We start from the raw sequence: 24,501 nt of genomic DNA, 5'->3' as shown, positions 1-24,501 counted from the left end.
GTCGTTCCGAGGGGAAACGCAAATGCCCGTACCGCAACATATCTTCGAGCCGCCGTTCAACATCATCCGCTCCAGTCATGTCGTGCTCGAGGTCACCGACCTGAAGTCGAGCCGCGCGTTCTACGAGACCGTCGTCGGCCTGCATGTCGAGGACGCCGACGATCATTGCGTTTACCTGCGCGCGGCCGAAGAGCATCAGCATCACTCGCTGGTGCTGCGCAAGGCCGCCGTGTCCGCCTGCAACAGGCTCGGCTTCAAGGTCGGCAGTGACGGCGATCTCGACAAGGCCGCGAAGTTTCTCTCCGAGAACGGTCTTGGCTACGCATTCGTCGACCAGCCGTTCCAGGGCCGCACGCTGCAATTCACCGATCCCTTCGGCTTCGAGATCGAGCTCTATGCGGCGATGGAGCGCCGACCGCATCTGCTCCGCCGCTACGACCTCTACAGGGGTTGCCACCCGCAGCGACTCGACCATTTCAACGTGTTTGCCGCCGAGGTGCAGGACACCGTCGACTTCTATGCGCGGCTCGGCTTCCGCCTCACCGAATACGCCGAGGAGGACGGACCGAATGGCCGCATCGCGGCGGCCTGGATGCATCGCAAGGGCAATGTCCACGATTTCGCGATCACCAACGGCAAGGGCCCGCGGCTGCATCATTTCGCCTACTGGACGCCGACGGCGATGAACATCATCCATCTCTGCGACGTCATGGCCTCCGCAGGTTTCGTCAAGAACATCGAGCGCGGCCCCGGCCGTCACGGCATCTCGAACGCATTCTTCCTTTACGTCCGCGATCCTGATGGACATCGGCTGGAGCTCTACACCAGCGACTACTTCACCGGAGATCACGACCACGAACCGCTGCGCTGGTCGCTGCGCGATCCGCGCCGGCAGACGCTGTGGGGCGCGCCGGCGCCGCGCTCCTGGTTCGAGCAGGGCTCGCCGTTCCCAGGCCAGGCCGTGCGCGAGCCGAAATTCACGGCCGACGTGCTGGTGGCGGATTGAGCCATGAAACTCCCTCGCCTCGCCACCTATTCCGTCCAGGGATCGACCCGCTACGGCGCCGTCCTCGAGGGCGGCATCGTCGATCTCTCCTCCCGCCACGCCAGGGACTATCCGACGCTGCGCGAGGTCATCGCCGCCGGAAAGCTCGTGAGCTTCGCCGAAGCGGCCGCCGGCCGTACGCCCGACCACGCCATCGGCGATATCACCTGGGTGCCGCCGGTGCCCGCACCGGAAAAGATCATCTGCATCGGCGTCAACTACCCTGACCGCAATGCCGAGTACAAGGACGGCCAGGACGCGCCGAGATATCCGAGCATGTTCATGCGGGGGCCACGCTCCTTCGTCGGCCACAACACGCCGCTGGTGCGTCCACACGCTTCGGCGCAGCTCGACTACGAGGGCGAGATCGTGCTGGTGATCGGCAAGGCGGGCCGGCACATCAAGGAAAGCGCCGCGCTCGATCACATCGCCGCACTGACGCTCTGCAACGAAGGCTCGGTGCGCGACTGGCTGCGCCACGCCAAATTCAACGTCACGCAGGGCAAGAATTTCGATTCCAGCGGCAGCCTCGGGCCGTGGCTGGTGCCGTACACCAGGGAAGCCCAGCTCGCCGATATCCGCCTGACCACGCATGTCAACGGCGAGCTCAGGCAGGACGACCGAACCAGCCGGCTGATGTTTCCGTTCCGCTATCTCATCGGCTATATCTCGACCTTCGCGACGCTCGTGCCCGGCGACATCATCGTCACGGGCACACCGACCGGCGCCGGTGCGCGGTTCGATCCGCCGCGCTATCTGAAGCCGGGCGATGTCATCGAGGTCGCAGCCGAGGGCATCGGCACCTTGCGCAACGGTGTCGTCGACGAAGCCTGAACAAGATTGGAATGATGCAATGACCACCCTCACCGGCGGCGAAGCGATCGTAAGCGGGCTCGTCGCCCACGGCGTCGATACCGTATTCGGCCTGCCCGGCGCGCAGGTCTACGGCCTGTTCGACGCCTTCCATCAGGCTCAGCTCAAGGTGATCGGCGCACGGCACGAGCAGGCCTGCGGCTACATGGCGTTCGGCTATGCCCGTTCCAGCGGCAAGCCCGGCGTGTTCAGCGTGGTGCCCGGCCCCGGCGTGCTCAACGCCAGCGCGGCGCTGCTCACCGCCTTCGGCTGCAACGAGCCGGTGCTGTGCGTCACCGGACAGGTGCCGACGCAGTTTCTCGGCAAGGGCCGCGGCCATCTGCACGAGATGCCGGATCAGCTCGCCACCTTGCGCAGCTATGTGAAATGGGCGGATCGCATCGAACATCCGGGCAACGCGCCGACTACCGTGGCGCGGGCCTTCCAGGAGATGACCTCAGGCCGGCGCGGCCCCGCCTCGGTCGAGATGCCCTGGGACATCTTTACGCAGCGCGCCGAGACCGGCGCAGCGCAGGTGCTGGCGCCGCTGCCCGCGCCGCAGCCCGACCCTGACATGGTCAAGCAGGCCGCTGCGCTCATCAAAGCCAGCAAGGCGCCGATGATCTTCGTCGGCAGCGGTGCGATCGAGGCGCGCGAGGAAATCCTCGAGCTGGCCGAGATGATCGATGCACCCGTGGTCGCCTTCCGCAGCGGCCGCGGCATCGTCTCCAATGCGCACGAGCTCGGCCTGACCATGGCCGCCGCCTACAAGCTGTGGCCGAAGACGGACCTGATGATCGGCATCGGCACGCGGCTGGAGCTGCCGACGATGTCGCGCTGGCCATACCGGCCCGACGGCCTCAAGAGCATCCGCATCGACATCGATCCCGTCGAGATGCGGCGCTACCCGTCGAACGCCGCGATCGTCGCTGACGCCAAGGCCGCAACCGCCGATCTCGCTGCCGCCGTCAGCAAGGCCGGCTACAGCAAGAACCCCGGCCGCCGCGCCGCGATCCGCGAGGCCAGTGCGGGCGCGCTGGCAGAGATCCAGCGCGTCCAGCCGCAGATGGCTTATCTCAACATTTTGCGTGAGGTGCTGCCGGCGAACGCAATCGTGACAGATGAATTGTCGCAGTTCGGATTCGCCTCCTGGTACGGCTTTCCGGTCTACCAGCCGCGCACCTTCATCACCTCGGGCTATCAGGGCACGCTTGGCTCGGGCTTCCCGACCGCGCTTGGCGCCAAGGTCGCCAACCCTGACAAGCCCGTGGTGGCGATCACCGGCGACGGCGGCTTCATGTTCGGCGTGCAGGAACTCGCCACCGCCGTGCAGTTCAACATCGGCGTGGTGACGCTGGTTTTCAACAACAACGCCTATGGCAATGTCCGCCGCGACCAGCGCGAACGCTTCGACGGCCGCGTGGTGGCGTCGGATCTGGTCAATCCTGACTTCGTGAAGTTGGCGGAATCCTTTGGTGTCGCCTCCGCGCGCGTCACCGCGCCGGATCAGTTCAAGGTGGCGATGGAGAAGGCGCTCGCGCATGGCGGGCCCTACCTGATCTCGGTCGAGGTGACCAGGGATTCGGAAGTCAGCCCGTGGGCGTTCATTCACCCGCCGAAGCCGTAGTTCTTGTCGTTCCGGGGCGATGCGAAGCATCGAACCCGGAATGACGGGCCCTAGCGCGTCCGGCGGAACGTCAGATTGATCCTGATGCGCCCGAGCAGCGGGTGCTCGCCGTCCGCGAGCGGCGCCACGCCGTGAAAGGCGAGCCTGCTAGGCCCGCCCCAGACCACGACGTCACCATGAACAAGCCGAAAACGGCGCGGCTTGTCGGCACGCGCCAGGCCGCCGAACAGGAAGGTCGCGGGCAGGCCGAGCGAGACCGAGACAATCGGCGCCGAGAAATCCAGCTCGTCCTTGTCCTGATGCAGCGACAGCCGCGTGCCGGGCTCGTAGCGATTGACCAGGCAGGCATCGGGCGCAAAGTTTTTGAAGCCGCCCTGCTCCGCGGCGCGCCGGGCCAAGTCGCGCAACACCGGTGGCATTGGTGGCCATGGCGCCTCGGTTCGCGGGTCGATCGGATCATAGCGATAGCCGGTGTGATCGGTGATCCAGCCGCGCTCGCCGCAATTTGTCATTGCCACCGACATCTGGTAGCCGCCGGGCGTGGTCATGCGGCGGAACGGCGACTGCGCGACGATGGCGCGCACCGCTTCGATCAGCTCGGTCTCGATCGGCCTGACGAAGCCGCGCAGCAGCACGGCGCCGTCGGCGATCTCCTCGCGCGAGGGCTGGGCCTCGGCAACGCTATCGAACAGATCAGCCGTCAATCGCGGCGCTCATTTGGCATCGTGAAAGATCACACCCAGCGTGTGGCGCTGACCGGACCTGATCCGGCTGACGCCATGGCGCAGATTAACGCGATAAGTGCCGCGCGTCCCCTGCACCGGACGGTGATGCACAGCGAAAGCAACCGCATCGCCCTGTGCCAGCGGAACCACCTCGGCGCGCGACTGCATGCGCGGGCGCTGCTCGGTCAGCACGAACTCGCCGCCGGTGAAATCGCGGCCGGGCTCGGACAGGAGAATCGCGACCTGAAGCGGGAACACGTGCTCGCCATAGAGATCCTGATGCAGGCAATTGTAGTCGCCCGCCTCATATTGCAGCAGCAGCGGCGTCGGCCGCGCCTGCCCCGCCTCGTGGCAGCGCTTCAGGAAGGGCGCATGCGTCGCGGGATAGCGGATGTCGATCCCCATTGCCTCATTCCAGCTGTTGGCGACGCCTTGCAGATGTGCATAGAGCGCCGGGCGCAGTTGGGCGATGATATCGGGCAGCGGATAGGAGAAATATTTGTATTCGCCACGGCCAAAGCCGTGGCGCCCCATGACGATGCGGCTGCGGAAGTGCGCGTCGTCAGGGTAGAGCGCGGCAACGGCGCGGCACTGGTCCGGCGTCAGCAGGCCCTTCAGGATTGCGCAGCCGTGGGAATCGAGCTCGGCGGTGATTTGGGGCCAGTCGAGGGCCTCGACGTGGGAGACGAGGTCAGGAACGGAAAGTTGAGCTGATTTGCGTGCGGTCATTGTCATAGCAATCACCTTCGCAGCCGGACGTTCATTCCGCCACCCGATTTCCGATGAGTCCCTCTCCGTCATTGCGAGCGGAGCGAAGCAATCCAGAGTCCCACCGCGGAACCAGTCTGGATTGCTTCGTCGCAAGTGCTCCTCGCAATGACGTAGGAGAGGGCTGCGCGCGCCACGACGGCTGGAGAGAGATCAGCCCCTCACCGGCAGGGTCACAACGTCATATCCATGCCTGATCGTGCGCTTCAGCACGGGATCCTCAAGCTCGAAATCGAAGCGGTCGGCGGGGCGGATGCCGCCCTTGGCGGCGAAGGTGCCGCCGAACATGGCGCAGCCGTCGGGGAATTTTCCGTCCTCGAAGCCGCGCGCGATCAAATCGGCGACGGGCAGCATCGCGTCCAGCGTGCCCTCCTGGTAGAGCACGCGCTCGCCGCCGATCGTGGCGTAGGAGCGCAGGATCATCTTGTCCCAATGGCCGATGACGTCTTCGAGCTCCCACAGCGTGGAGGCGATCGGCTTGTCGCACATCTGCTTGGAGACAGTCACGCTGTAGGCCTCGACCTTGCGGTCGGTGTGGTCGGAGCCGCAGCCGACGAAGATGCGGCCCTGCCAGCCGATCAGCACGAACTCGACTTCGCCGGAAGAATTTCCGCCGGTGCATTCGATGCTGTCTTCCTGGGTCAGCCGCCGCGCCGAGGCGCGGTAGTAGATCGGGGTCGAGGCCGGCGGGGCGATACCCATCTCTTGCAGCTCGGCGATGTGCTTGTCGCGCGCAACGGGATCGCGGCCGGTCCAGCCGGCGATGACCATCTGGTCGACCGCCAGCGTCAGCGGCGTGGTGGTATCCTCTGCGTCGACGGTGAAAGTGAGATCAAACACGGATGACGGCCTCCATGCCGGCAGCAAGCTCGAAGATGCGACGATCGGATCCACCGGCGCCTGCAAGCATCAGGCCGACGGGCACCTCGCCCTCGCGATGCGCCGGCAGCGAGATGGCGCAGCCGTCGATCATGTTGATCAGGGTGCAATTGCGCAGCGCGCGTATGTTTTGGGTGGTGAAGGCCTTGTCGTCGGCGAGATCAGCGATCTTCGGCGGAGTGTTGGCGGTGGTCGGCAGCACCAGCCCGTCAAAGAGTGCGATGCGGGCGTTGACCCGCGCAATCAGCGAGCGGCGCTCGTTGAGGAGATCGATATAGTCGGCCGCGCTCTGCGCCTCGCCGCGCATGATGCGCACTGACACGCGGGGATCGTAGACGTCGCCCTTGGAGGTGATGAGGTAGCGATGCCAGGCGAAGCTTTCGGAGGCGGCAAAGCCGCCCTTGGCGTTCATCGGGCCGACGTCGTGGAACTCCGGCATCTCGATCCGCTCGATGATGGCGCCGTGATCGGCGAGCGACTTCAGCGCGCGCTCGAACGTCTCGGAAACTGCTGAATCGAGATCCTCGAGCGCGATGGTGGTCGGCACTGCCAGCCGCATTCCCTTTACCGGGCGCGGGTTCAGCGCTGTGATCGCCTCGTTCGCGAGCACCGCATCGAGAATGGCGCAGCAGCTGACCGATCGCGCCAACGGTCCTATGCTGTCGAGCGAGAACGACAGCGGCACGGAACCGTCCAACGGCACGCGGCGCTGCGTCGGCTTGTAGCCCACGATGCCGTTATAGGCGGCGGGAATGCGGCAGGAGCCGCCGGTGTCGGTGCCGAGCGCGCCATGCGCCATGCCATCCAGCACGGAAACCGCGGCGCCAGAGGACGAGCCACCGGGCACGTGGCCCTCGGCCCGGTTCCAGGCGCCTTTGGGTGTGCCATAGTGCGGATTGATGCCGATGCCCGAATAGGCGAACTCGGTCATGTTGGTGCGGCCGATCACGACGAAGCCGGCCTTGCGCAACCGCGCCACCGTGGCGGCGTCGTGTTCGGCCGGCGGCGAATCGTCGAGCGCGCGGGACCCGGCGCGGGTCACCTGGCCCTTGATGTCGAACAGATCCTTGATCGAGACCGGGATACCGGCATAGCGCGTCGCCGCGGCATTGGCCTTGCGCAAGGCGTCCATCGCATCGGCGGTCGCAAGCGCAGCATCCTTGTCGACATGGATGAAGGCGCGCTGCCCCTCGCCGGCGGGATCGGCAATCCTGGCGATGCAGGCCTCGACCAGCTTGCGCGAGGTGGTGCGGCCACTTTCGAGGTCGTCGGCCAATGTGGCGAGGGTCGGGGCATTCGGCATGTCTGGTTCGCCTGCGTCGGGCGCGGCCAAGAATTTGCCGCGCTATTTCAATCCAAAATAGGCGCGCCGCAGCGCCTCGTTGTCGGTCATCTCGGCAACGGTGCCGGAGAAGCGAATGCGCCCGCCTTCCAGAACAAATACGCGCGTTGCCACTTCAAGGAAACCGATATTCTGCTCGGCGATCAAAAGCGCGATGCCGCGCCCCCGCAGGCCGTTCAGAATGCGGATGACCTCCTTGACGAACAGGGGCGACAGCCCCGCCGAGGGCTCGTCCATGACGAGTAGCTTCGGCTCGGCCGCGAGCGCCTTGGCGATCCCGAGCATCTTGCGCTGTCCGCCCGACAGGCTGGACGCCGCGTCCCGGCGCTTGTCGCGCAGCACTGGAAACAAACCGTAGAGCTCGTCGAGCCGCCGGCGGGGGTTGGCATGTCCCAGCGCCTGGGCCCCGACCAGGATATTCTCCTCGATCGACAGGTCGGGAAACACCGCGAGCTCCGACATGTAGGTCATGCCGAGCTTCATGCGGTCGCTGGAGCGCATATGCGCGATATCCTGCCCGGCCAGCGCGATGCTGCCGTGACGGGCCTCGACCAGGCCGACCAGCGATTTCAGGAACGTGGTCTTGCCGGCCCCGTTGGCGCCGAGCAGCAGCACCGTCTCGCCGGCTTTGACATCGAGATCGACGCCCCACAGCACCTGCATGGTGCCGTAGCCCGCATCGACGCCTTCTGCGTGAAGAAGAGGCGTTGCTTCAGGCGGCATGCTCGCCTCCCAAGAACACCTCGATCACCTGCGGTTCCTTCACGGCCGCAGCGAGCTTGCCTTCGAAGATCTCCTTGCCGGCATTGAGGACGATGACACGATCGGTGATGTGCTCGATGAAGCCCATCAGATGCTCGACGACGATGATCGACATGCCGCTTGCGGCAAGCTGCTTGATCCGCTCGGCGATCCAGTCGAGCTCGGCGGGATTGAGCCCGGCCGCGAGCTCGTCGAGCAGCAGCAGGCGTGGTCGCGTGGCCAAAGCGCGAACCAGATCCAGCATCTTCTGCTGCGCGCTGTTGAGATCGGCGGCCGGACGATCCGCGACGGCGGCCAGACGATATTCGTCGAGCAGCGCGTCGAGCCCCGGCGGCGTTCCTCCGACGTGCCCGTAGGCCAAGGCCACCCTGACGTTCTCGCGCACGGTCAGCGACATGAACGGCTTCGGCACCTGGAAAGTCCGGTTGATGCCGCGATGGACAAGTTTGTGGGACGCAGTGCCGCCGATGGAGACGTCGTCGAACACGACCTCTCCGCCATCAGGTGCGTAGAGGCCTGATATCACGTTGATGGCCGTGGTCTTTCCCGATCCGTTCGGACCGACCAGCCCCAACACTTCACCGGGCGCGGCATGAAAGCTCAAGCCATCGAGCGCCACGAAGCCGCCAAAGCGTTTCACCAGCTTGCGGACGCTGAGAACGGGTTTCGTATCAGGGGACATTCCAGCCCCTCCGCATCGCCAGCGAGACCAGTCCCGCCGGCAGGAACAACACCAACCCCATGATGAGGAGACCGTAGATGAGCTGGAAATATTGCGGAGTCGTGAATCCGATCAGATTGTAGACGCCGTACAGGATCAGGACGCCGATGATCGGGCCGGAGATCGTCGCAACACCGCCGAACAGCGCGAAGACGATCGCGAAGATGCTGAAATCGCCGCTGAAGACGTTGTCGGGATAAAACACGGAGACGTACCAGGCATAGATGCCGCCGGCGAGGCCCGCCACCAGCGCCGACGCGAGCCACGCGGCGATGCGCATCCTGACGACGTTGACCCCGGACATCGACGCGCTCACCGCGTCTTCGCGGACGGCCTGCAGCGCCAGCCCGAAGCTCGAGTTCTTCAGGAAGACGACGCCGCCCACCGTCACCGCCAGCACGACCAGGGCCGCATAGTAGGCGTATGTCGGGTTGAACGTGCCCGTCAGCGACACGCCGTACGGGCCCTTGGTGATGCTCTCCAGTGCCGGATTCGCGACGAGATGCAGCACGGCCAGTGACGCAGCGAGATTGGCAATGGCAAAATAGGCGCCGGACAGCCGCAGCAATGGCGTCAGCAAGAGGCCGAGCAGGACGGCGACCAGCCCCGCCGCCAGCACCGCCACGATCGCCGGCGACTGGTAGTGCATCACCAGCACCGCAAATCCGTAAGCACCGGCCCCGAAGAAGCCGACGTAGCCGAAGGGTAGATAGCCGGTGAAGCCGTAGATGATGTTGACGCCCTGCGCGAGGATCAGGAACGTGACGAAATTGAACAGCAGCAAATGATTCTGGTAGAGGCCCGGCAGGATCGCGAACACGGCGATCAACGGCACCAGGATAAGCAGCACATGCTTGACGGCACTAGGCAACGCGCACCCGCCTTCCAAGCAGGCCGCTCGGTCGTAGCAAGAGGATCAGGATCAGCAGCACATAGGGCAGAAGATCCGCCCACGAGCTGAGATAGGTCTGCACCATCATGTAGCAGACGCCGTAGACGACGCCACCAAGCGCGGTGCCGAGCGGATTGCCGAGCGAGCCCAGCACGACGATCGCAAACGACGTCACGGTCGCGTCAGCACCGAAAGCCGGCGTGATCGAGCCGAACATGAATGGCGCAAACACGCCGGCAACCGCAGCAAGCCCGAGTCCGATTCCGAAGGCCGCGGCCGAGACGCGATCGACGTCGATGCCCGAGGCCAGCGCCTCGTCGCGTCGTGACATCACCGCACGCGTCAAGGTGCCGAGCCGCGTGCGATAGAGATAAAGGTAGACAAGACCGATCGCGACCAAGCTCGTTGCCGCCGCGATCACCCAGGGCGCAGGAAACCCCTGACCGAGGATGCGGATGGGACCGCTCGCCCCAGGCTTGCCGCCGAGCAGCTGCACCTGGATGGTCGAGAAAACGGTGCCGAGCAGCCGGCTCTGGATCGAACGCTCGCTGGTGCCGGCGAAGATCGTGGTGATGGCTTCGACCACCTGCGAGAGGCCGAAGAACAGGATGATAGACAGCATCTCCGGATTTGTGGATCCCTGCAGGCGGGGCACCAGCACCCAATAGAGCAGCGTGCCGACCAGCAGAAACAGGACGAATGCCAGCGGCACCGCGAACAGCGGGTCTATCCCCGCGAGGGTGACGACACCCAGCGCCACGAAGGCGCCGAGCATCAACACGTCGCCATGCGCAAGATTGACGATGCGCATGACGCCGAAAACGAGATTGAGTCCCATACCGACCAGGCTGAAATACAGCCCGAACAGCACGCCGGCGACCAACGCGTAGGTCAACATCGCAAGCCGGCTCCCGGGTTTCGCGCAGCAAGTTTCCCTGTCATGGCCGCGGATAAACCGGTTTTCCGGTCGCCGTCTCGTGAGGGTAGATCGAGATGAACTTGATGTGGCCGTGATCGCCAAGCTCGAGCTGGCCAAGTGGCGTGAGTTCGCCGATCTGGCCGCCCATCTCGTCGAGCGCGAAGGTCCCGTCCAGCGTCTTCAGCTGATTGGACAGGCTGAAGGCGGCCTTGCGCAGCTCCAGCTGATCGAGGCTGGTCGCGACTGACAGGGTCTTTTCGATCACCAGAGCCGTCGTATATCCGGCGACCGAGTTGAAGCCGAACTCGACCTTGCCGTCGGTATATTTCTTGTCCCAGGCCGCTTTGTACTCGTCCATGTTCATCCCGAAGTTCACGGGATATTTCAGCTCCTGCGGCGGAACGTAGGTGAAGACGTGCTCGAGGCCCTTTGCGCCGACGTTCTTTTCGAGCAGCTCCGTTTCCAGACCCGCATAGATCGAGAACAGCATCTTGAAATTGACGCCGACGTCCTGGACGTTGCGAAGGAACGCGATGTCGTTCGGCGCATAGCCGAAGTGAATCACCGCATCCGGATTCGTGTTGGCGATGTTGTTGATGATGACGGTGTAGTTGGTCGTCTCGGTCGGAACACCCTGATCGTAGACGATCTCGATCGGCGCGCCCGAGTCCTTGACGAATTTGCGGAAGGCATTCGCCTGCGTGCCCGTGAACTCGTTGGTCGCGTAGAGAATCGCGATCTTCTTGATGCCGAGGCCAGGCCCATCATGCGACACGAAATCGGCGACCGGCTTCGGCCAGATGGTCGACACCGGGTCAGCCATCAGGGCGATATAGGGATTGTCCTTGGAGAAGAAGCTTGCGCCCGTGCCGGTCTGGTCGAACAGGAACATCTTGTGGTCGCGGGCAATCGCGACCGCAGGCGCGGTCAGCACCGAGCCGGAATCGGCAACCAGAAGATCGACCTTGTCCTGGGTGATGAGCTGATTGTACAGGGTCGCCGCGGTCGCCGTATTGCTCTGGTCGTCATAGGCAACGAGCTTGATCGGGATCTTCTTGTCGAACGCCTTCACATAGACGCCGCCCTCGGCGTTCTTCTGTTCGACCCACAGCTTCAGTCCATAATGAACCGGCATGGAGATCGAGGCATAGCGGCCGCTCGACGCGTAGAGCGTGCCGATCTTGATCTCGGCCGGCGCGTCCGCAGCAAGGGCCGGCGCAGCGAAGGTCAGACCTGCAATCAGCGCAACGCCCAGTGTTCTCAACATGGAATCCTCCCGATCTCTTCTTGTCTCGGCATCAATGTACCGTGCGGCCCTACTGACACACAAGCATGCCAACCGCAATTGTGCGCATGGTGGAATACATGGTTTGCAGACCTCAGTGCTGGACCGTTGACGCGCGACAGTCAATTGGCGCATCAAGATTGAAACGGCGCGAGCATGAGGCTTTCGCCCCTGGGAGGAGCTGCCGAGATGGCCGAACCGCAGCGCGCGCGACCGAAACCGACGCCGGAAACCCAGCATTTCTGGGAGGGCACGAAAGCCGGCGAATTGCGCCTGCAACGCTGCGACGCCTGCGCGCATGTCTATTTCCCGCCGCGTCCGTTCTGCCCGACCTGCGCCTCGCGCAAGGTCTCTGTCTTCAAGGCGAGCGGCAAGGGTTTCCTCTACAGCTACGTGATCAACCATCGCCCCGCCGCACCTGGCTTCACGCCGCCTTACGCGATCGCCGTGGTCGAACTCGCCGAGGGGCCGCGCATGATGAGCAACATCATCGACTGTCCGCAGACGCCTGAGGCACTCGAGCTCGACATGAAGCTCGAGGTCGCCTTCGAGGCGCTCGACGACAAGATCACCCTCCCCGTGTTCCGTCCGGCGAAGGGGTAAGGCATGCGCATGAACCAGGTTGCCGTCGTCGGTGCGGCCGAGACCACCGAGCTCGGCGTCATCCCCAACATGTCGCAGCTCCAGCTTCACGCGGACGCGGCGCTCAACGCCATCGCGGACGCCGGGTTGAAGCTGTCGGACATCGACGGTTTTGCGACCGCGGTCGAGACACCGCAGCAGGTCTGCCATTATCTCGGTATCAAGCCGACCTGGGTGGACGGCACTTCTGTCGGCGGCTGCTCCTTCATGCTGCACGTCCGCCATGCGGCTGCGGCGATCGAGGCCGGCCTGTGCAAGACCGTGCTGATCACGCATGCCGAGAGCGGCAAGTCGATGATCGGCAAGGCGCCACGCTCGATCCCGGCCGACAGCCTGCAGGGCCAGTTCGAGGCCCCCTATGGTGTGTACGGCCCGCCCAGCATGTTCCCGATCCCCGTGCTGCGTTTCATGAAGAGCCACGGCATCACCCATGAGCAGCTTGCCTCGGTCGCGGTGGTGCAGCGTGAATGGGCCGCGAGAAATCCGCGCGCGATGATGAAGGACCCGATCACGGTCGCCGATGTCCTCAACTCGCGCATGATCGCCTATCCGTTCCGGCTGCTGCAGTGCTGCCTCGTCACTGACGGCGGCGGCGCGCTGATCCTGACCTCGGCCGACCGCGCCAATGATTTTCCGCGCAGGCCCGTCTACATCATGGGCACCGGCGAGAGCGTGGAAACGCCGATGGTGAGCCAGATGGAGACGTTCAACTCCTCGCGCGCGTTCAAGACTGCAGGGCCTCTCGCCTTCAAGGAGGCCGGCATCGCGCACAGGGACGTCGATCACCTCATGATCTACGACGCTTTTGCACATCTGCCGTTGTTCGGCCTCGGCGATCTCGGCTTCATGCCGCATGAAGAGACCGGCAAGTTCATCGCCGACGGCCACACGCGACCGGGCGGAAAACTGCCGCTCAACACCAACGGCGGCGGATTGAGCTACATGCATTCCGGCATGTACGGCATGTACGCGCTCCAGGAGAGCGTGCGTCAGATGCGCGGCATCGCGCCGGCGCAGGTCCCTGGCGCGAAGATTTCCGTGTGTCACGGCGTTGGCGGCATGTTCGCCGCATCAGGCACGATCGTGTTTACGAACGAGAGGTAACTCGCATGAGCAAATCACTGCAGGACAAGGTCATCATCGTCACCGGCGCGGGCCGCGGCATCGGCCGCGAGATCGCGCTGCTCTGTGCGGCTGAAGGCGCCAAGGTCGTCGTCAACGATCCCGGGGGCGCCGCCGACGGCGCCGGCTCGAGCGCGACACCTGCCGAGGAGGTGGTCGAGGAGATCAAGAAGCGCGGCGGCGTCGCAGTGCCCAACTTCGAGTCGGTCGCGGAAGCCGTGCCCGCCAGCAAGATCGTGAAGACCGCGACCGATCATTTCGGCCGGCTCGACGGCGTCGTCAACAACGCCGGCATCCTGCGCGACATGATCTTTCACAAGATGAGCGTGGAAGCGTTCGAGGCCGTCATCAAGGTGCATCTGATGGGCTCGTTCTATGTCAGCCACGCCGCCGCGCGTATCTTCCGCGAGCAGGAGAGCGGCTCCTTCGTGCACTTCACCTCGACCTCCGGTCTGATCGGCAATTTCGGCCAGGCCAATTACGCCGCCGCCAAGCTCGGCATCATCGGCCTGTCCAAGTCGATTGCGCTCGACATGGGCCGCTTCAACGTCCGCTCCAACTGCGTCTCGCCGTTCGCCTGGACCCGTATGATCGGCACCATCCCGACCGAGACCGAGGCGGAGAAGGCGCGGGTCGAGAAGATCAAGCAGATGGGACCCGAAAAGATCGCGCCGATCTGCGCCTACCTGCTCTCCGACGCCGCCAAGGATGTCTCCGGGCAGATCTTCGGTGCGCGCATGAACGAATTGTTCCTGTTCAGCCAGAACCGGCCGCTGCGCTCGGTGCATCGTAGCGAAGGCTGGACGCCGCAGTCGATCGCGGAACATGGCATGCCGGCGCTGAAGGGCTCGTTCTACAAGCTGGATCGCTCGGCGGATATCTTCCCCTGGGATCCGGTTTGAGGTTGCGCGAATAGTGAGTAGCGAGTGGCGAACAGGGTCCTGTTCGCTACTCGCCATTCGCAACTCGCTCCTTACCCCGTATTCCGCAAGCCTGCCGATATGCCGTTGATCGTGAGCTGAATCCCGCGCAGCACCTGCTCGTCCGGGTTCTGCGCGCGGTGCTCCCGCAAGAGCTCGACCTGCACGTGGTTGAGCGGGTCGAGATAGGGGAAACGGTGGCGCACGGAGCGCTCGAGCAACGGATTGCCCTGCAGCAGTCGGTCCTGTCCCATGATGTCGAGCAATGTCTCGATGCAGGAATGCCATTCCCTGCGGATGCGGCCGAAGATCTTCTCGCGCAGCGCCTCGTCCGGCACCAGCTCGGCGTAGCGCGAGGCGATCGCAATCGAGCTTTTCGCAAGCACCATGTCCATGTTCGACAGCAGCATGCGGAAGAACGGCCATTCCTTGTAGAGCTCTTTCAGGAACGGCATGCCCTGTTGCGGATGCTCCGCGATCCATTGCTCGACCGCGCTGCCGAAGCCATACCAGCCCGGCAGCATCAGGCGGCACTGCGCCCACGAGAACACCCAGGGGATCGCGCGCAAATCCTCGATCGCGCGCGTCTTCTTGCGGGAAGCCGGACGGCTGCCGATGTTCAGCGTCGCGATCTCGTTGATGACGGTGGAGGACCAGAAATAATCGACGAAGCCCTCGGTCTCGTAGACGAGGCCGCGATAAGCCTTGAAGGCGAGATTTGAAAGCTCGTCCATCGCGATCAGATATTCGCGGCGTGGCGCGCTCTGGCGCGGCTGCAACAGGCTCGCATCCAGCGTCGCCGCAGCCAGGATCTCCAGATTGTTGCGGCCAACTTCGGCGTTGGAATATTTCGACGAGATGATCTCGCCCTGCTCGGTGATGCGAATCTGCCCGTTCACGGCGCCGCCCGGCTGGGCGACGATGGCGTCGTAGCTAGGCCCCCCGCCGCGCCCCACCGAGCCGCCGCGGCCGTGGAACAGGCGAAGCCGCACGTGATGACGCTCGAACACGTCGACGAGCCCGATCTCGGCCTTGTAGAGCTCCCAGCCCGAGGTGACGAAGCCGCCATCCTTGTTGCTGTCGGAATAGCCGAGCATGACCTCCTGCACGCCACCGCGGCTGTCGACGAGGCGGCGGTAATCGTGCAGCGACAGCATGCGGTCCATGATGCCGGCACAGGCCTGCAAATCCTCGATGGTCTCGAACAGCGGCACGATGTTGATGGCGCTGCGCCCTGAGGGATGGACAAGGCCGACTTCCTTCAGCAACACCGCCACTTCGAGCATGTCCGACATGCCCTTGCACATCGAGATGATGCATTGGGGGATGGCATCCGAGCCGAACATCGCATGCGCTTCCGCAGCGGCATGGAACACGTTGAGCTCGCCCATGGTCTCGTCGCTGTATTTGACGAACGGCGAGACCAACGCACGCGTCGAGCGCAATTCGTTGGTGAGCAGCGAGATGCGAGCATCCTCACCGAGCGCAAGATAGGACATGCCGGGATTGGCGGCATCCATCAGCTCGGCGATGGTTCGTTCGTGCACGGCCGAATTCTGGCGGATGTCGAGTCGCGCCAGATGGAATCCGAAGCAATCCACCGCGCGGCGCAGCAGCCTCAGCCGGCCGCGCGCAATGACGCGGGCATTGTTCGAGATCAGCGAGCGGTGCAGCACATCCAGATCGGACTGCAGTTCCTTGACGCTGCCATAAGGCGCGCCCTTACCGACGGGGCGGCGGGTGATCTCGACCTCGAGCTTTTCGGCCGTGGCGGTCAGGCGCGCATAGATTCCTGATACCGCGAGGCGATAGGGCTCGCCGCTCCGGTGCGGCGAGGTATCGGGCGAGCGCTCCGCCAGATTCCTCAGCTCCCCGGAGACGTCGGCGAGATGGGCCGCAATCGACAGTTCCGAGCCGAGCACGTGCAGCTCGTTCAGATAAAACTGCATCACCCGGCTCGACTGCAGCCGCAGCGTGCCGCGCATCACGTCGGCGGTGACGAAGGGATTGCCGTCGCGATCGCCGCCGATCCAGCTGCCCATGCGCAGGAAAGAGGCGAGCTCATCCGCGGCCCCCTCGCCGCCCTCCTCCAGCCGGTCCTCGAGTGCATTGACCAGCCGAGGCACCTCGCGAAGAAAGGTATAATCGTAGAACGACAGGCCATTGGCGACTTCGTCGAGCACGGTGAGCTTGGTCCGGCGCAGCAGATTGGTCTGCCAGAGCGTCAGCACCTCGCGGCGAAGCTGCTCGTCGCTGGCCTCGGTCTCCTCCGGCGTGAGCATGACGCGCTCGCGCCGATCGAGCAGCGCGGCGACCTCCATCTCGCGGTCCATCGTGCTCTTGCGGCGGACTTCGGTTGGGTGCGCGGTCAACACGGGGCTGACGAGAGCGTTTTTGAAGAACTTCCGCAGTTCCGCCGCGCTCACACCTGCATCCTTGGCATTCGCCAGCGTGTCCGCGAGCACCCCTGCCCCACCGCTCCTCGAGGCGGTGCGGGCGCGCATCTGGCGGATGTTGTTGTGGTCCTCGGCGATGTTGGCAAGGTGCGAGAAATAGCTGAAGGCGCGCACGATCCGCAGGGTGTCCGGGATCGACATGCCGTCGAGGATCTGCTCGAGCTCGCGGCGGGCGAGCCGGTCCTCGTCGCGGTGGAACCGGATCGAGGTCTGCCTGATACGCTCGACCAGGTCGAAGACATCGGCGCCTTCCTGGTCGCGCACAGTGTCGCCCAGGATGCGCCCGAGCAGGCGAATGTCGTCGCGCAGCCGCGCGTCCGCCTCCAGCGCCTGGACGTCCTCAGGACGGTTAGAGCGCTGCTCAGTGGCGTCGGACGGTATGGTTTGGAGGGACATGGCTCGCTCCCCTTGTAGAGCTCCCTGTGGCTCCTCGGCCTGCCGAGTGTGCGATATTTTTCTACCGCAGTGCAAGATGAACTTGGGGGCAGCGCGGCAACGTTCGCAGATTGCACTATTGCCCCCCTCGCCTTGCGGATGATCGATGCGCGCGCCGGTCGGCCGCCACATCACCGCAAGCCTTGACGCACAGACCCCGGGCATCAGGACCACACGCTTTTGCCGTCCGCGGACGTCCCTCCCGGACGACGGAAGCTCGCGCGTGCTCGCCCCCGAAGCCGAAAGGAGACGCTGTGACCGCGCCGTGTCGATCCCGCGGATCGTGATGGCTCACGGGGCTCGCCCGCCCTGCCGTATCGTGACGATCGCGAAACGTCCCTTTGACGGGCCGGAATGGCTGCGATTTAACCGAAACCAATATTTCTGTAAATCAGAATATTTACATCCCTGTCCATTGACCTGCATGGGATGTGTTTTGCCTGTCGGGCAACGCGAGGGATTGGGTGTGCACCCAGGGCTGCGGGCCTCCGCCATCGCGGAAAAACGCGCAGGATGGGTTGAGGCCTTGCGAAACCCATGGCGCTTCGTCATCGGCAGCGAGTTTGACTCTAGCCATCGAGCTTCGTCATCGCGGATGGAGTGATGGGTTTCGCAAGAGCTCAACCCATCCAACGAACTTGCGGCCCGGAAACGCTCCGATTGATTTGCGCGGGGCGCGAGTTGCGCCAGAAACTTCTATCCTTCCTTTGACATGAATCAAGTGAACCAATCGGAGCGTGATCATTTTGCGGCTTGCTGTTGGGGGCCACTGACCCAGGGAGATCACCGATGTTGAAGATCGTAGTGGCTGGAACAACTGCAATTTTCCTCACTGCATCCCCGATTGCCCTCGCGCAAAACGCGCAGACCTCTGCTCCCGCGTCACCGGAACGGTTGAATGCGGCGGATCGGAATAGCCTGGCGGACATGAGGATTGATCTGGTCAAGGCCGCGCTGCAACTGACACCTGACCAGGAAAAGCTTTGGCCCCCTGTGGAAAGCGCTATTCGTGCGAGGGCGGAGGATCGGAAGGCACGTCTTGCAAAAATCGGAGAAACAGTGGGCAGGCGGGCCGACCAAAATTCTGTCGAAGTGATGCGCAACCGCGACCCCATCGCGTTCTTGCAGCGCCGATCGGAAGCATTGGCTCAACGATCGGCCGATTTGGATAAACTCGCCGAGGCGTGGCAGCCACTGTACAAAACGTTTAACTCCGAACAGAGGCAGCGTATGGCGGCCCTCGCGGTCCTCGTACTTCACGACATGAGCGACGCCGCGGAACGGCGTCGTGCGCTGGCTGAGGACGATGACTGAAGCAAAGCCGTCCCTCTTCTAGACCGAATTCAGTTTGCCGCCTGTGCATCGACCAGAATGCAGCAGCGGGGCGATGTCAGCTTCGGGGTCGCAAGCCCAGGCACCCGACGCGCGACTTCCGCTCCGCTGTGGGTCGACGTGCACCGATCCGCGCCTCACGCCGGCACGATCACCTTGCCGATCGGCCAGAGCGCGACGCCGGCGAGTTTCAGATGCGCCCAGGCGAAGGGGAGGCCGATAATGGTGATCGCAAAGAGCACGGCCGTAAGGAGATGGCCGAGCGCCAGCCACCAGCCCGCGAGCACGAACCAGATGATGTTGCCGATCACCCCGAGGGCACCGGTGCCGATATCGCTCATGCCGGTGACCTCCTCGCGGTTGACCGCCCGCGAGCCGAACGGCAACAGCGTGTAAATGGCGATGTTGAACGCCGCCCGCGCCCAGGGCAGGCCGATGATGGTGATCGCCATGATGACCGACGCCACCAGCCAGCCGAATGCCATCCAGGCACCGCCGATGAGAATCCAGATGATGTTGAGCAGGATGGAAACCGGGGACATGGGATGATCCGGAGGTCAATGATCCCGTTTATATAGGCGCGAAATCCGTCACTGCGAAGATGAGAACGTGCTCAAATTTTTCGCCCCGCCTGCTCCCAATAGGGGTCGCGCAGGCGGCGCTTGAAGATTTTTCCGGAGTCTTCGCGCGGCAGGCCGGTGCGAATCTCGATGTGCTTCGGCACCTTGTAATCCGCGAGCGAGGCCTTCAGCCGCGCACGGATGTCGGCGGCATCGAGTCTAATCCCCGGCTGCGGCTCGACCACGGCCATCAAGGCCTCGCCGAACTCGGCATCGGGGATGCCGAACACGGCGCAATCATGCACGCCTGATATGGCATGAAGCACGGATTCGATCTCAGCCGGATAGATGTTGACCCCGCCCGAAATCACCATGTCACGCTTGCGGTCGCAGATGAAGACGTAGCCGTCCTCGTCGATGTAGCCGACATCGCCTGATGTGATGAAGCCCTCTCGGTCGATCTCGGCGCGCTTCTCCGGCTTGTTGTGGTAGGTGAAGTCGGCCATGGCAGGCATTCGCGAATAGATCTCGCCGATTTCGCTGACGCCGAGCACGCGGCCGTCATCGCCGATGAAGCGCAGCTCGGCGCCGGGCGAGATCTTGCCCACGGTGCCCGGCTTCTTCAGCGCATCCTCTGACGTCGCGAAGGTGACGGCGCTGGATTCGGTCGAGCCGTAGAATTCGTAGATCACCGGGCCCCACCATTCGATCATGGCGCGCTTGACGTCGGCGGGACAAGGCGCTGCGGCATGAATGATGTGGCGGAGTGAGGAGACGTCGTATGCCTTGCGCACCTCCTCCGGCAGCTTCATCAGGCGGATGAACATGGTCGGCACCATGAAGATGGTGTCGATCTCGTATCGCTCGATCAGCTGCAGAAACTCTTCGGCTTCGAAACGCGGCATCAGGACCAGGACACCGCCGAGCTTGCCTGCGCGAATGCCGAACGAGTTCGGTGCGGAATGATAGAGCGGGCCCGGCAGGATCGCACGGGCGCCGGGCTTCAGCCCATAGATCATTGCGCGCATGCGCTCGCCGGCCGCCTGCTGCTCCGGGGTCGGCGCATTGCGCCGCACGCCCTTCGGATGACCCGTTGTGCCCGACGTGTAGATCATGTTCATCGGCTGCGGCACGACCGGGCCGTCATAAGGCTGGAATTGCGCGAGCCAGGATTCGAAATCGATCGCGAAGTCCGGTGTCTCGAGGTGATCGGGATCGATCCTATAGGTATTCAGGATCTCCGGCGGCGTCGGCACGCTGAGCACGACAACGCCCTTCGGAATCGCATCGCGCAGGGCATGCAGCATGTCCGCATGTCCGATCAGCACTGAGGTGGCCGTGTCGCCGAGGATGTAGTTGATCTCCTCCGGCTTGAAATGCCAGTTGATCGGCACGCCATAAGCCCCCAGCCGCATCGCGGCGTAGGCGGCTTCCAGGAAGGCGATGTCGTTGCGCATCAACATGCAAACGCAATCGCCCTGGCGGATGCCGATTTTGGCGAGGCCGGAGGCGATGCGATCGGCGCGATCGGCGACGTCAGCGTGTGTGCGGCGCCGGTCACCGGAGATGATGCCGAGGAAGTCGGGCGTTTCGCTCATTGTTGCTTTTCTTTGTTGTTGTGTTCGTCATTCCGGAATGGTCCGAAGGACCAGACCCGGCATCTCGAGGTTCCGGATTCGATGCTACGCATCGCCCCGGAACGACAAGGCAATCAATCCACATACCTCGCCGCGCGCTTCTCCAGATTGGAGCGCACCGCTTCGGTCTGGTTGGGGCTGCCGATCAGCTTCTGCTGCTCGACGGACTCCGCGAGCAGTGCGGCACCCGGATCGACCGAGAGATTGTTGAGCAGCCGCTTCGCCGCCCGGATTGCATCGGGGCTTTTTTCCGCGATCTCGCGCGCGACCTGGAGGGCTACAGCTCGTGGGTCATCGCAGATGCGCGTAGCAAGGCCGTAGTTCATCGCCTCCTGCGCGGAGAAAATGCGACCGCTGTAGGTGAGATCGCGCAGGATATCGTCGCGCACCAGCGAGGCCAGGATCGGCGTGCCCGCCATGTCGGGCACGAGGCCCCATTTGATTTCCATGATCGACATTCGCGCATCGGGTGCGAGAAAACGCATGTCGGCGCCGAGCGAGAGCTGGAAGCCTCCGCCGAAGGCAACGCCGTGCACGGCGGCGATCACGGGAACCGGAAGCTGGCGCCATCCCCATACCGCTTGTTGCGGAAAGTTCGCCTGGCCGTGCGTGCGCTTGGTGAGATCACGATTTTCGCCACCCGGAATTCCGTTGCCGCCCTTCTCCTTCATGGCGGCAAAACGCCCCAAGTCGAGACCGGCGCAGAACGCGCGCCCCTCGCCCGAGAGCACGACGACGCGAAGGCCTTTTTCCGTCGAAAGCCGCTCGGTTGCCGCAACAAGAGCCTCGAACATGGCCTGATCGAGCGCATTCATCTTGTCCGCGCGCACCAGGCGCACGTCGGCGACGCCTTCCGAGATCGAGATCGAGACGCGCTCTTCCATGGATGAATTCTCCCCTGTTCTTGTTCGGTGCCGCTTTACAGAAAGCTGGCGGCCGGATTTAGTCAATCGACCAATTAACTGACAATCCGTACGGGAGAAACAGCCATGTTCAAGGAAAATCTTCTGGCTGGACGGCGCATTCTCGTGACCGGCGGCGGGACCGGGCTCGGCAAATCGATGGCGGCACGCTTCCTTCAGCTCGGCGCCGAGGTGCACATCTGCGGCCGGCGCAAGATCGTCTGCGACGAGACCGCAATCGAGCTGATGGATCAGTACGGCGGCCGCGTCACCAGCCACGGCGTCGACATTCGCAACGCGCTCGCGGTCGAAGAGATGGTCGAGACCATCTTTCGCGACGGCGGTCTCACCGACCTCGTCAACAATGCCGCCGGCAATTTCATCTCGCGCACCGAGGAGCTGTCGCCGCGCGGCTTCGATGCGGTTGCCAACATCGTCATGCACGGCACGTTCTACGTGACGCATGCGGTCGGCAAGCGCTGGATCGCGGACAAACAGCCCGGCAACGTCGTCTCGATCACCACGACCTGGGTGCGCAACGGCTCGCCTTACGTGGTGCCGTCGGCGATGAGCAAGTCGGCGATCCACGCCATGACGATGTCGCTCGCGGCGGAATGGGGCCGCTACGGCATCCGCCTCAATACCATCGCGCCGGGCGAGATCCCGACCGAAGGCATGAGCAAGCGGATCAAGCCGGGCGACGAAGCCGGCGCGCGCACCAAGGCGATGAATCCCATGGGCCGCGTCGGCACCATGGAGGAGCTGCAGAACCTGGCGACATTCCTGATCTCCGGCGGCTGCGACTGGATTAATGGCGAGACCATCGCCATGGACGGCGCGCAGGCGCTCGCCATGGGCGGCAATTTCTACCAGCTCCGCGACTGGAGTGACGACGATTGGAAAACCGCGCGCGAAAGCATCATGGCGCAGAACGAGAAGGACCGGGCGAAGCGCGGGTAGCGCTCTCCACCGTCTTGTCTTCACCCGCGAATGACGCCACACTCTCCATATAGAACAAAACGCCACGGGAGAGACATGTTCAGACAGCCATTGGCTGACCTCGCCGACATGGTGCGCGAGCGCGCGGTGAGCCGCGGCGATGCCATCGCCTACGAGTTCGAGGGCCGCGTCACCAGCTTTGCCGAGTTCGACGTCAACACCAACAAGGTCGCGAATGCGCTTCTCGCGATGGGTGTGAAAAAGGGCGATCGCATCGCCTATCTCGGCAAGAACAGCGATCTCTATTTCGAGCTGCTGATGGGCGCGATGAAGGCGGGCGTGGTGATGGCGCCGGTGAACTGGCGGCTCGCAGGCCCCGAGGTCGCCTTTATCGTCGCCGATTGCAACGCACCTGTGCTGTTCGTCGGGCCGGAGTTCATCACGCAAATTCGCCAGATCAGGGATCAGTTTCCGGGCGTGCGCACGGTCATCACCACCGAAGGCGGCGCACCGGAATGGCAGGATTTTACCGCGTGGCGCGAGGCACAGAGCGGCAACGATCCCAAGGTGCCGATCGACACCAAGGACATCGCGATCCAGCTCTACACGTCGGGCACGACGGGCAAGCCGAAGGGCGCGATGCTGAGCCATGCGAACTTCCTCAACCTGGTGCAGACGGGCAATGCGGAGGACAAGCCGGAGTGGAACCGGTGGTCGACCGACGACGTGTCGCTGGTGGCGATGCCGATCTTCCATATCGGCGGCTCCGGCTGGGGCGTGATGGGGCTCTATCATGGCGCCCGCGGCGTGATCGCGCGCGAGTTCGATCCCTCCAAGGTACTGGATTTCTTCGAGCAGTCGGGCGTCACAAAGCTGTTCATGGTGCCGGCGGCGATGCAGTTCGTGGTGCGGCAACCGCGCGCCAGGACGGTCGATTTCTCCAGGCTGAAATACATGCTGTATGGCGCTTCCCCGATTCCGGCGGCGCTGCTGAAGGAATGCATCGAGGTCTTCAAATGCGGCTTCGTGCAGATGTACGGCATGACCGAGACCACGGGCACCATCGTCGCGCTGCCGCCGGAGGATCACGTCGAGGGGCTGGAGCGGATGCGCTCGGCCGGCAAGGCGCTACCGGGCGTCGAGATCGCCATCCTCGATGCCGACGGCAAGCCGTTGCCGCCTCGCCAGGTTGGCGAGATCGCGACGCGTTCGGGCTCGAACATGGCCGGCTACTGGAACCTGCCAGAGGCGACCGCTTCGACGCTGCGCAGCGACGGCTGGCTGCGCACGGGCGATGCCGGTTACATGGACGAAGACGGCTATCTCTACATCCACGACCGCATCAAGGATATGATCATCTCCGGCGGCGAGAACATCTATCCGGCCGAGGTCGAGAGCGCGCTGTGCGATCACCCTGATATCGCCGAAGCCGCCGTGATCGGCGTCCCCGACGAGAAATGGGGCGAAGCCGTGAAGGCAGTCGTGGTGATGAAGCCGGGCAAAGAGGCAACGGCCGCCGACATCATCAACTTCACGCGCGAACGCATCGCCGGCTTCAAGACGCCGAAGAGCGTGGAGTTCTTGCCGGCACTGCCGCGCAATCCGTCAGGCAAGATCTTGCGGCGGCAGCTGAGAGATCCCTATTGGGCGGGGAAGGATCGGCGGGTGAATTGAGACGCCGGTGCCGTAGGGCGGGTTAGCCGTAGGCGTAACCCAGCTCTTTTCTTTCCCACGGTGGC

At 63.9% G+C, this 24,501-nt stretch carries 22 protein-coding genes; 9 read left to right on the top strand and 13 right to left on the bottom strand.

All coding sequences use genetic code 11. From position 1 onward, the window contains the following. The first annotated feature begins 22 nt into the window (after nt 1-22). The 3 genes from hpaD to BM222_RS17690 are packed head-to-tail and all read left to right on the top strand — an operon-like array spanning nt 23 to nt 3,524. On the top strand, nt 23-1,006 hold the full coding sequence (gene hpaD / locus BM222_RS17700) for a 3,4-dihydroxyphenylacetate 2,3-dioxygenase (RefSeq protein WP_092229747.1): 984 nt from the start codon (nt 23-25) through the stop codon (nt 1,004-1,006). A 3-nt stretch (nt 1,007-1,009) separates the two neighbouring features. After that, a complete protein-coding gene (locus tag BM222_RS17695; protein WP_092229745.1) occupies nt 1,010-1,879 on the top strand; it encodes a fumarylacetoacetate hydrolase family protein in 870 nt (289 codons plus the stop codon). A gap of 19 nt (nt 1,880-1,898) precedes the next feature. Then, nucleotides 1,899-3,524, top strand: coding sequence for a thiamine pyrophosphate-dependent enzyme (locus BM222_RS17690; RefSeq protein ID WP_092229743.1), 1,626 nt, complete (start codon nt 1,899-1,901; stop codon nt 3,522-3,524). Between the two features lie 50 nt (nt 3,525-3,574). On the opposite strand, the gene alkB is transcribed toward BM222_RS17690, so the two are convergent. The 9 genes from alkB to BM222_RS17645 form a co-directional block, all read right to left on the bottom strand. Further along, the gene (gene alkB, locus BM222_RS17685) at nt 3,575-4,228 is read right to left on the bottom strand and encodes a DNA oxidative demethylase AlkB (RefSeq protein ID WP_092229741.1); all 654 of its coding nucleotides are present in this window, start codon (nt 4,226-4,228) and stop codon (nt 3,575-3,577) included. A 9-nt stretch (nt 4,229-4,237) separates the two neighbouring features. After that, complete coding sequence (locus BM222_RS17680) at nt 4,238-4,984, bottom strand: 2OG-Fe(II) oxygenase (RefSeq protein WP_092229739.1); 747 nt, start codon at nt 4,982-4,984, stop codon at nt 4,238-4,240. A gap of 186 nt (nt 4,985-5,170) precedes the next feature. Next, the gene (locus tag BM222_RS17675; RefSeq protein WP_092229738.1) at nt 5,171-5,857 is read right to left on the bottom strand and encodes a DUF2848 domain-containing protein; all 687 of its coding nucleotides are present in this window, start codon (nt 5,855-5,857) and stop codon (nt 5,171-5,173) included. Next, a complete protein-coding gene (locus tag BM222_RS17670) occupies nt 5,850-7,199 on the bottom strand; it encodes an amidase (RefSeq protein ID WP_092229863.1) in 1,350 nt (449 codons plus the stop codon). Before BM222_RS17670 ends, BM222_RS17675 begins: the two co-directional genes overlap by 8 nt. A 42-nt stretch (nt 7,200-7,241) precedes the next feature. Continuing rightward, nucleotides 7,242-7,961 carry an ABC transporter ATP-binding protein gene (locus BM222_RS17665; protein WP_092229736.1) on the bottom strand — a complete coding sequence of 240 codons (720 nt, stop codon included), beginning with the start codon at nt 7,959-7,961 and terminating at the stop codon, nt 7,242-7,244. Further along, nucleotides 7,951-8,682 (bottom strand): ABC transporter ATP-binding protein, encoded by a 732-nt coding sequence (locus BM222_RS17660; RefSeq protein WP_092229735.1) that lies wholly within the window; start codon nt 8,680-8,682, stop codon nt 7,951-7,953. The genes BM222_RS17665 and BM222_RS17660 overlap by 11 nt, the downstream gene beginning before the upstream one ends. Further along, nucleotides 8,672-9,592 (bottom strand): branched-chain amino acid ABC transporter permease, encoded by a 921-nt coding sequence (locus tag BM222_RS17655; protein WP_092229733.1) that lies wholly within the window; start codon nt 9,590-9,592, stop codon nt 8,672-8,674. The genes BM222_RS17660 and BM222_RS17655 overlap by 11 nt, the downstream gene beginning before the upstream one ends. Next, complete coding sequence (locus tag BM222_RS17650; protein WP_092229731.1) at nt 9,585-10,511, bottom strand: branched-chain amino acid ABC transporter permease; 927 nt, start codon at nt 10,509-10,511, stop codon at nt 9,585-9,587. The genes BM222_RS17655 and BM222_RS17650 overlap by 8 nt, the downstream gene beginning before the upstream one ends. 40 nt (nt 10,512-10,551) lie before the next feature. After that, a complete protein-coding gene (locus BM222_RS17645) occupies nt 10,552-11,799 on the bottom strand; it encodes an amino acid ABC transporter substrate-binding protein (RefSeq protein WP_092229729.1) in 1,248 nt (415 codons plus the stop codon). 207 nt (nt 11,800-12,006) lie between these two features. Between BM222_RS17645 and BM222_RS17640 the strand changes: the two genes are divergently transcribed. From BM222_RS17640 to BM222_RS17630, 3 genes are read left to right on the top strand one after another with little or no spacing between them, the layout of a single operon-like run. Then, the gene (locus BM222_RS17640) at nt 12,007-12,420 is read left to right on the top strand and encodes a Zn-ribbon domain-containing OB-fold protein (RefSeq protein ID WP_092229728.1); all 414 of its coding nucleotides are present in this window, start codon (nt 12,007-12,009) and stop codon (nt 12,418-12,420) included. Nucleotides 12,421-12,423: 3 nt separating this feature from the next. Then, nucleotides 12,424-13,563: a thiolase C-terminal domain-containing protein gene (locus tag BM222_RS17635; RefSeq protein WP_092229726.1), complete on the top strand. Its 1,140-nt coding sequence runs from the start codon at nt 12,424-12,426 to the stop codon at nt 13,561-13,563. 5 nt (nt 13,564-13,568) lie between these two features. Next, a complete protein-coding gene (locus tag BM222_RS17630; RefSeq protein ID WP_092229725.1) occupies nt 13,569-14,483 on the top strand; it encodes an SDR family oxidoreductase in 915 nt (304 codons plus the stop codon). Nucleotides 14,484-14,554: 71 nt separating this feature from the next. On the opposite strand, the gene ppc is transcribed toward BM222_RS17630, so the two are convergent. Next, a complete protein-coding gene (gene ppc, locus BM222_RS17625) occupies nt 14,555-17,353 on the bottom strand; it encodes a phosphoenolpyruvate carboxylase (protein WP_092229723.1) in 2,799 nt (932 codons plus the stop codon). 828 nt (nt 17,354-18,181) lie between these two features. Between ppc and BM222_RS17620 the strand changes: the two genes are divergently transcribed. Further along, entirely contained in the window at nt 18,182-18,706 is a 525-nt protein-coding gene (locus BM222_RS17620; RefSeq protein ID WP_092229721.1) for a Spy/CpxP family protein refolding chaperone, read from the top strand. 155 nt (nt 18,707-18,861) lie between these two features. On the opposite strand, the gene BM222_RS17615 is transcribed toward BM222_RS17620, so the two are convergent. From BM222_RS17615 to BM222_RS17605, 3 genes are all read right to left on the bottom strand, one after another. After that, nucleotides 18,862-19,266 carry a YccF domain-containing protein gene (locus tag BM222_RS17615; protein ID WP_092229720.1) on the bottom strand — a complete coding sequence of 135 codons (405 nt, stop codon included), beginning with the start codon at nt 19,264-19,266 and terminating at the stop codon, nt 18,862-18,864. A gap of 71 nt (nt 19,267-19,337) precedes the next feature. Continuing rightward, on the bottom strand, nt 19,338-20,882 hold the full coding sequence (locus BM222_RS17610) for an acyl-CoA synthetase (RefSeq protein ID WP_092229718.1): 1,545 nt from the start codon (nt 20,880-20,882) through the stop codon (nt 19,338-19,340). Between the two features lie 113 nt (nt 20,883-20,995). Continuing rightward, the gene (locus tag BM222_RS17605; RefSeq protein ID WP_092229717.1) at nt 20,996-21,805 is read right to left on the bottom strand and encodes a crotonase/enoyl-CoA hydratase family protein; all 810 of its coding nucleotides are present in this window, start codon (nt 21,803-21,805) and stop codon (nt 20,996-20,998) included. Between the two features lie 105 nt (nt 21,806-21,910). Between BM222_RS17605 and BM222_RS17600 the strand changes: the two genes are divergently transcribed. Together BM222_RS17600 and BM222_RS17595 are read left to right on the top strand one after the other, a co-directional pair. Further along, a complete protein-coding gene (locus tag BM222_RS17600) occupies nt 21,911-22,783 on the top strand; it encodes an SDR family oxidoreductase (RefSeq protein WP_092229716.1) in 873 nt (290 codons plus the stop codon). Nucleotides 22,784-22,858: 75 nt separating this feature from the next. Next, on the top strand, nt 22,859-24,436 hold the full coding sequence (locus BM222_RS17595) for a fatty acid--CoA ligase (RefSeq protein ID WP_092229714.1): 1,578 nt from the start codon (nt 22,859-22,861) through the stop codon (nt 24,434-24,436). Nucleotides 24,437-24,501 lie beyond the last annotated feature (65 nt).

It is taken from the genome of Bradyrhizobium sp. Gha (assembly GCF_900113735.1).
Taxonomy (GTDB): Bacteria; Pseudomonadota; Alphaproteobacteria; order Rhizobiales; family Xanthobacteraceae; genus Bradyrhizobium.
The sequence above is the reverse complement of the archived record's forward strand: the minus strand, read 5'-3'. Positions and strand labels throughout refer to the sequence as shown.

Bases quoted from the DNA above. Each gene is read 5' to 3' on its own strand.
- BM222_RS17620 (WP_092229721.1), top strand. From the start codon at position 18,182: ATGTTGAAGATCGTAGTGGCTGGAACAACTGCAATTTTCCTCACTGCA.
- BM222_RS17635 (WP_092229726.1), top strand. From the start codon at position 12,424: ATGCGCATGAACCAGGTTGCCGTCGTCGGTGCGGCCGAGACCACCGAG.
- BM222_RS17690 (WP_092229743.1), top strand. From the start codon at position 1,899: ATGACCACCCTCACCGGCGGCGAAGCGATCGTAAGCGGGCTCGTCGCC.
- BM222_RS17600 (WP_092229716.1), top strand. From the start codon at position 21,911: ATGTTCAAGGAAAATCTTCTGGCTGGACGGCGCATTCTCGTGACCGGC.
- BM222_RS17670 (WP_092229863.1), bottom strand. From the start codon at position 7,199: ATGCCGAATGCCCCGACCCTCGCCACATTGGCCGACGACCTCGAAAGT.
- BM222_RS17695 (WP_092229745.1), top strand. From the start codon at position 1,010: ATGAAACTCCCTCGCCTCGCCACCTATTCCGTCCAGGGATCGACCCGC.
- ppc (WP_092229723.1), bottom strand. From the start codon at position 17,353: ATGTCCCTCCAAACCATACCGTCCGACGCCACTGAGCAGCGCTCTAAC.
- BM222_RS17615 (WP_092229720.1), bottom strand. From the start codon at position 19,266: ATGTCCCCGGTTTCCATCCTGCTCAACATCATCTGGATTCTCATCGGC.
- BM222_RS17610 (WP_092229718.1), bottom strand. From the start codon at position 20,882: ATGAGCGAAACGCCCGACTTCCTCGGCATCATCTCCGGTGACCGGCGC.
- BM222_RS17680 (WP_092229739.1), bottom strand. From the start codon at position 4,984: ATGACAATGACCGCACGCAAATCAGCTCAACTTTCCGTTCCTGACCTC.
- hpaD (WP_092229747.1), top strand. From the start codon at position 23: ATGCCCGTACCGCAACATATCTTCGAGCCGCCGTTCAACATCATCCGC.
- BM222_RS17660 (WP_092229735.1), bottom strand. From the start codon at position 8,682: ATGTCCCCTGATACGAAACCCGTTCTCAGCGTCCGCAAGCTGGTGAAA.
- BM222_RS17595 (WP_092229714.1), top strand. From the start codon at position 22,859: ATGTTCAGACAGCCATTGGCTGACCTCGCCGACATGGTGCGCGAGCGC.
- BM222_RS17630 (WP_092229725.1), top strand. From the start codon at position 13,569: ATGAGCAAATCACTGCAGGACAAGGTCATCATCGTCACCGGCGCGGGC.
- BM222_RS17605 (WP_092229717.1), bottom strand. From the start codon at position 21,805: ATGGAAGAGCGCGTCTCGATCTCGATCTCGGAAGGCGTCGCCGACGTG.
- BM222_RS17665 (WP_092229736.1), bottom strand. From the start codon at position 7,961: ATGCCGCCTGAAGCAACGCCTCTTCTTCACGCAGAAGGCGTCGATGCG.
- BM222_RS17640 (WP_092229728.1), top strand. From the start codon at position 12,007: ATGGCCGAACCGCAGCGCGCGCGACCGAAACCGACGCCGGAAACCCAG.
- BM222_RS17645 (WP_092229729.1), bottom strand. From the start codon at position 11,799: ATGTTGAGAACACTGGGCGTTGCGCTGATTGCAGGTCTGACCTTCGCT.
- BM222_RS17650 (WP_092229731.1), bottom strand. From the start codon at position 10,511: ATGTTGACCTACGCGTTGGTCGCCGGCGTGCTGTTCGGGCTGTATTTC.